Genomic DNA, 6,549 nt, shown 5'->3' on the forward strand with positions numbered 1-6,549 from the left:
AAAAGCAAAGCGCTTCTAAGAATTTAACAGCGATAGCGAGTCTAAAAACAACCTGTTCAAAACCTCGTGAATAACTCCTAAATTATCATCTAAAAATTAAGTCAAAATCTAAGTAAATACATTAAATTTGCCTTTTCAAAACAACAACACACAAAAAATACATAATGATTCATTTCTTTGGAAACGCACACAGCAAGGTCTTTGCTGTACAAACAGTAAAAGAATTATCAACAGAAAATGTTGCAAAGCTTAACTGGCTATTTGGCAACACTTCTAAAATTGAACAAGCATCATTGGATGCTTTTTTTGTTGGTCCAAGAGCCGCAATGATTACACCTTGGAGTACAAATGCTGTAGAAATTACCCAAAATATGGGCGTTGAAGGCATTATCAGAATTGAAGAATTTAACGCTGTGGCGGAAGACTTCTTAGATTTTGATCCAATGATTTCTCAAAAATTCAACGGTTTGCAACAAGATACGTTTACCATTGACATTGAACCAGAAGCCATTCTAGACATTGACAATATTGCTGCGTACAACGAACAAGAAGGCTTGGCACTTAACGTAGAAGAAATTGAATATTTAGATAAGCTGTCCGAAAAACTAGGTCGAAAATTAACGGATTCTGAAGTATTCGGATTCTCACAGGTAAATTCGGAACACTGTCGTCACAAGATTTTCAACGGAACATTCGTGATCGATGGCAAAGAAAAACCAACCTCACTTTTCAAACTTATCAAGGAAACATCAAAGCAACATCCAAACGATATTGTTTCAGCATATAAAGACAACGTAGCTTTTGTAAAAGGTCCGAAAGTAGCCCAATTTGCACCAAAAACGGCAGACAAGCCAGACTTTTACCAAACACAAGAATTTGAATCTGTCATTTCGCTAAAAGCGGAAACACACAACTTTCCAACAACAGTTGAACCTTTCAATGGCGCCGCAACAGGTTCTGGAGGAGAAATTCGCGATAGACTTGCTGGCGGACAAGGTTCGTTGCCATTAGCAGGAACTGCGGTATACATGACTTCCTATTCGCGCTTAGAAAAAGGCAGATATTGGGAAGAAAAATTCAAAGCAAGAAATTGGTTGTACCAAACACCAATGGACATTTTGATAAAAGCATCAAACGGAGCTTCTGACTTTGGAAACAAATTTGGCCAACCGCTAATTTGTGGTTCAGTATTAACGTTCGAACATGAAGAAAATTCGTCTTCAAGCACTGCAAAAGCTAGAAAACTTGGCTATGACAAAGTAATTATGCAAGCTGGTGGAATTGGCTACGGAAAAGCATCGCAAGCCATAAAAGATATTCCGAAAACTGGAGATAAAATCGTAATTCTTGGAGGAGAAAATTACCGAATCGGAATGGGCGGCGCAGCTGTTTCTTCCGCAGATACAGGTGCGTTTTCAACAGGAATTGAATTAAACGCAGTGCAACGTTCCAATCCTGAAATGCAAAAACGTGCGGCAAATGCCATTCGTGGAATGGTTGAAAGTGACGAAAATTATATCGTTTCTATTCACGATCACGGTGCAGGCGGACATTTAAACTGCTTGTCAGAACTAGTAGAAGAAACTGGTGGAAAAATTGATTTAGATACATTGCCTGTGGGCGATCCAACACTTTCTGCTAAAGAAATCATCGGAAACGAATCACAAGAACGAATGGGATTAGTGATTGCCGATGAACATATTGAAACATTGAATAAAATCGCTGAACGTGAACGTTCGCCAATGTATACCGTTGGAGAAGTAACTGGAGATGATCGTTTTACATTTGAATCGGCAACCAAAGGCGACAAACCAATGGATTTAGAACTTAGCGACATGTTTGGAAGTTCGCCAAAAACGATTATGAACGATGTTACAATTGCTCGTAATTACAAGAATCCGCGTTACAAAACTAAAAATATACACATCTATCTAAATCAAGTATTGCAACTAGAAGCAGTTGCTTGTAAAGACTGGTTGACAAATAAAGTAGACCGTTGTGTTGGTGGAAAAGTTGCCAAACAACAATGTGTTGGTGCCTTACAAATTCCGTTGAACAATGTGGGTGTGATGGCACTAGATTATAATGGAAAAGAAGGAATTGCAACGTCTATTGGACATTCGCCAATTTCTGGATTAATCAATCCTGTAGCGGGAAGTCGCAATTCAATCACAGAAGCATTGACAAATATTATTTGGGCACCATTAAAAGACAATTTGCAAAGTGTTTCGTTGTCTGCAAACTGGATGTGGCCCTGTAAAAATGAAGGTGAAGATGCACGTTTATACGAGGCCGTTCAAGCGATTTCTGAGTTTTCTATCAATTTAGGAATCAACGTGCCAACCGGAAAGGATTCCTTGTCTATGAAACAAAAATATCCTGATGGAGACGTCATTTCCCCTGGAACCGTAGTCATATCTGCGGCAGCGAATTGTAACGAAATTAGCAACGTAGTAGAGCCTGTTTTACAACAAAATGGCGGAAATATATACTATATAAACATCTCGCAAGACGACTTTAAATTGGGTGGAAGTTCGTTCAATCAAACATTAAATACGATTGGAAATGAAGCGCCAAACGTAACAGATGCAGCGTATGTAAAGAATGTTTTCAACACGATTCAAAACTTAATTAAAGAAGATAAAATTGTTGCTGGACACGATGTCGCTTCGGGCGGATTAATTACAACATTACTCGAAATGTGCTTTGCGGAAGTAAATTTAGGCGCAAACTTAGATTTGACTGGTTTAGGCGAAGAAGATTCAATCAAAGTACTATTCTCAGAAAATGCGGGAATTGTTTTTCAAGCAGCTGCGACAATTGAAGAAACGCTAAACGCAAACGATATTGAATTTTTCAACATTGGAAATGTAACAGATTCGGCAACGGTAAATATCAAAAATAACGAAGATACCTTCACATTTGATGTTGCAGAAAAAAGAGACGTTTGGTATAGAACTTCTTTCCTACTCGATCAAAAACAAACGGCAAATGGTTTGGCTCAAGATCGTTATGATAATTATAAAAATCAACCGTTAACTTATGTGTTTCCAACACATTTCACTGGCACATTAAGCGACGTCATTGCGAACAACGTGAAGCAATCTGCTGCAAATAATGAGATTACTTCGTCGCAAACTCCTCGTAATGACGGAAAACGACCGCTTGCCGCCATCATCCGCGAAAAAGGTTCAAACTCTGAACGTGAAATGGCAAACGCTATGTATTTAGCTGGTTTTGATGTGAAAGATGTGCACATGACCGATTTGATTTCGGGACGTGAAACTTTAGAAGACATTCAATTTATTGGCGCTGTTGGCGGATTTTCAAATTCAGATGTATTAGGTTCGGCAAAAGGTTGGGCTGGTGCATTTTTGTACAATGAAAAAGCAAATACAGCGTTGAAAAACTTCTTTAAACGAGAAGATACCTTATCTGTCGGGATCTGTAATGGTTGCCAGTTATTTATGGAGTTGGAAGTGATTAATCCAGATCATGACGAACATGGAAAAATGACCTATAACGATTCTCAAAAACACGAAAGTGCCTTTACTTCTGTAAAAATTGAAGAGAATAATTCAGTGATGCTTTCTAGCTTAGCAGGAACAACGTTAGGTGTTTGGATTTCGCATGGAGAAGGGAAATTTAAGCTTCCGTATGAAGAAAGTAAATATGAAATTGTTGCTAAATATGGATATGAAGGCTATCCATCAAACCCAAATGGTTCCGATTTTAATACTGCCATGTTGTGTGATGCAACCGGAAGACATTTAGTAACAATGCCGCATATTGAACGTTCTACTTTTCAGTGGAATTGGGCAAATTATCCCGCAGGACGAAAAGATCAAGTTTCTCCATGGTTAGAAGCGTTTGTAAATGCTAGAGTGTGGATTGAAGCAAAGAACAACTAAAATTCATTTGATGAAAAGATTGCTTTTACTGGTATTATTGGGAAGTCTCGTACTTGGTTGTGCAAAAAAACTAATAAACACAAAACTACCCGTTACAAATGTTGTAAAGCCATACTACGGAATTCAGGTACAATTAATCATCAATGAAGTTGGTACATTAGCAGACTCTACATTCAATGACTCTTCTGATTTAAAATCAATCATAAATTTTAAAGTCATTGATTCAGCAGGAAACATAAAACCTATTGCTCTGGAAAAAGCACTCAAATTGTACCTTTCCAACACAAAAGACTATACGCCAACGATGTATCCTATTTTTGAAATCAAAAATACTTCCAAAGTTATCTTACCTGTTTTTGGGACAGGACTTTGGGACAAAATTTGGGCAAAAGTAGTTGTTGACAAAAGTACAATGAAAGTCTTACAAATTGCCTTTGAACACAAAGGTGAAACGCCAGGTTTGGGCGCTGAAATTAATAAACCTATGTTTGAAAATAAATTTGTTGGCAGCACCATTAGCATGGAAGATAAAAGCTATGCATTGTACAAAAGAGATAAGATTATAATTAGAGGAAACCAAAAAATTGACGCCATTACTGGCGCCACCATTACAAGTCAAGGAGCCATTGACATGCTTAACAAAGGCTTGTTGAAATACAAGAATTATATACAATAAAAAACAATATCAAATAACATTTATAAAAAAAGACCTGTGCATGCATAGGTCTTTTTTTTGCATGACTTCACAAAATAAATCACAATTAATTGTAAATTTCTCAAAAAATAGAATGCTTTTTTAACATTCTTTTGAAAATGGTTCACAATTTTCATATTTTGCAGGTTCATAAAAAAACCAAATCACGAGAATGACTAATGTAACGCGACTATTTGATTTTCCTTACTACCAATTAGAAAAATATCCTTTAGCTAAATCTCTTACATCTTTTAAAAATGGGGAATGGATTTCTACATCAACACAAGAATACTTAGATCAAGCAAATGCCATCAGTAGAGGTTTAATACGTTTAGGCGTACAACCAAATGATAAAATTGCTATCATATCTACCACAAACAGAACGGAATGGAATATTATGGACATCGGTATTTTACAAACTGGTGCGCAAAATGTTCCCATTTACCCAACAATTGCCAAAGAAGATTATGAATATATTCTAAATCACTCAGAAGCAATTTATTGTTTTGTTTCGGATGACGAAATTGTAGAAAAACTGAATGCGATTAAAGGAAATACAAAATTAAAAGGTGTCTATACTTTTGATGAGATTACTGGTGAAACAAACTGGTCCGAGGTTTTAAAACTAGGAGAAGATACTAGCAACAATGACGAATTGCAAGCTAGAAAAGATGCCGTAACTCCTGAAGATTTAGCTACCTTAATATATACCTCTGGAACTACAGGAAGACCAAAAGGTGTAATGTTGTCTCACAACAACCTAGTTACAAATGTATTAGACAGTCAAAAACGTGTGCCGCTTCATAACGGACAAGCACGAGCATTGAGCTTTTTACCAGTGTGTCATGTATTTGAACGTATGATTCTTTATCTATATCAATACTGTGGAATTGAAATTTTCTTCGCAGAATCTATTGAAAAAATCAGCGACAACCTAAAAGAAGTCAAACCAAACGTAATGACAGCAGTGCCGCGTTTGTATGAAAAAGTATATGACAAAATTTATGCGAAAGGTGCTGATTTAACAGGAATTAAAAAGAAATTATTCTTCTGGGCAATTGACCTCGGATTAAAATATGAACCATATGGTCAAAATGGCTGGTGGTATGAAACACAATTAAAGCTTGCTCGAAAATTAATTTTCAGTAAATGGCAAGCTGGTTTAGGTGGAAATCTTGAACTCATGGTTTCTGGTAGTGCGCCATTACAAGCACGTCTAACACGTGTTTTTGCTGCGGCAGGAATTCCAATTATGGAAGGTTATGGTTTAACAGAAACATCGCCTGTAATTACTGTAAATGATGTACGCGGTGGCGGATTCCGAGTAGGAACTGTGGGGCGTGTTATTGACAATGTAGAAGTGAAAATTGCTAGCGACGGTGAAATCTTAGCCAAAGGACCAAATGTAATGCTTGGGTATTACAAAGATCCAGAAAAAACGGCTAGCGTAATGTCTGATGGATATTTCCATACAGGAGATATTGGAGAAGTAAGCAACGATGGTTTCTTAAAAATTACCGATCGTAAAAAAGATATGTTCAAAACATCGGGAGGAAAATATGTTATTCCTGCGTTGATTGAAAACCGATTCAAACAATCCCGTTTCATAGAACAAATTATGGTGATTGGTGAAGGAGAAAAAATGCCTGCTGCCTTAATTCAACCAAACTTTGAATTCATTAAAGATTGGATAGAAAAGAAAGGAAAAAATATTGGGAAAACAGAAAAAGAAATCTGTGACTCCGAAGAAATCATAACTCGTATCCAAAAAGAAGTCGATGAAGCCAATAGTAACTTTGGAAAGTGGGAACAAATCAAACGTTTTGAACTCATTCCAAAAGTATGGTCTATTGATGGTGGCGAATTAACACCAACGATGAAAATGAAGCGAAAAGTGATCAAAGAACTCTATAAAGATTGTTGCGAACGTATTTACGATCGCGC

Annotated in this window: 3 protein-coding genes; all 3 read left to right on the plus strand. The window is 36.8% G+C overall.

The window, feature by feature from the left end:
* Window positions 1-164: 164 nt before the first annotated feature.
* Entirely contained in the window at window positions 165-3,911 is a 3,747-nt protein-coding gene (gene purL, locus AB8B65_RS12670; RefSeq protein WP_405301427.1) for a phosphoribosylformylglycinamidine synthase, read from the plus strand.
* A gap of 10 nt (window positions 3,912-3,921) precedes the next feature.
* Window positions 3,922-4,587 carry an FMN-binding protein gene (locus tag AB8B65_RS12675; RefSeq protein WP_405301428.1) on the plus strand — a complete coding sequence of 222 codons (666 nt, stop codon included), beginning with the start codon at window positions 3,922-3,924 and terminating at the stop codon, window positions 4,585-4,587.
* Between the two features lie 190 nt (window positions 4,588-4,777).
* The coding region (locus AB8B65_RS12680; protein WP_405301430.1) for an AMP-dependent synthetase/ligase at window positions 4,778-6,549 on the plus strand (1,772 nt) is incomplete at its 3' end.

The sequence above is a fragment of the Kordia sp. genome (genome assembly GCF_045105435.1).
In the GTDB taxonomy this organism is placed as follows: Bacteria; Bacteroidota; Bacteroidia; order Flavobacteriales; family Flavobacteriaceae; genus Kordia.